Source organism: Desulforhabdus sp. TSK (assembly GCF_022836495.1).
GTDB lineage: Bacteria > Desulfobacterota > Syntrophobacteria > Syntrophobacterales > Syntrophobacteraceae > Desulforhabdus.
The window spans coordinates 1-728 of sequence record NZ_BQXM01000106.1 but is presented as its reverse complement, the minus strand read 5'-3'; the positions used below and the strand labels follow the sequence as shown (position 1 = coordinate 728).

General features: G+C 55.8%; 1 pseudogene. It reads right to left on the bottom strand.

From position 1 onward, the window contains the following. Positions 1–697 (bottom strand): annotated as a pseudogene (locus MWC30_RS21700) (ISKra4 family transposase); the annotation flags it as partial. Positions 698–728: the final 31 nt, after the last annotated feature.

The following is a 728-nucleotide window of genomic DNA, read 5'->3' as shown; positions in this document are numbered from 1 at the left end:
CGGCTATCTTATGATTGTCCGCCATCTGATGCCAGCTGATCAGGTGCTCGATTCTGTCCTCGTCAATGAGATAGAGCCTGAATCCTTTGACTTCCTTCCAATCTCCCTTGCCTCTCTTCCCTTTGCGGGGAGAGGGCTCGGGGCGGACAGGCTCTTGAGCCCCATCAAGAGTCATCATCATGACCGGGCGCCAACGCTTGCCTTCTCCAATCCGGGCTATCTTTTCCTCCACCTCTGCCTTGCTCGGGCACACATCCAGGATACCGAGCCCTTCCGCGACCCGGTTCACCGATTGGTGCAAGCCGTGCTCGCAGAACTCCTGGCCCGTGCATCGGTGGTATGTCTCGCTCGCCACCCCATAGGAGACCTCCGTTGCCAGAAACACCCCCACACTCTGGATGTCGTCTTGTTTTATGGCCGGGCTCAGTTCCAGAGCTTCATCCAAGGGGTAGATGCCAAGGGAGCAGTGAACGCAATAAAAGTAGGGTCGCTCCAGTTCGATGGCTCCCGCCATGGTTTCCACGGATCTCTTGTGCATGCCCCGTCTTTTGAGCACTCTCTTGCATTGCGGGCAAGTGCATTGCTCCTGCTCGAGCAGTGTACCGTGGCACTTCTGGATGAGAGCCAGCAGCATTTGACCAAGAATGTCAGCCTTACGGCTGAAGATGGCCGAAGAGATGTCCAAGATCTTGTACATGGAGAGTCCTTTGAGAATTTCTTCGAGCTGC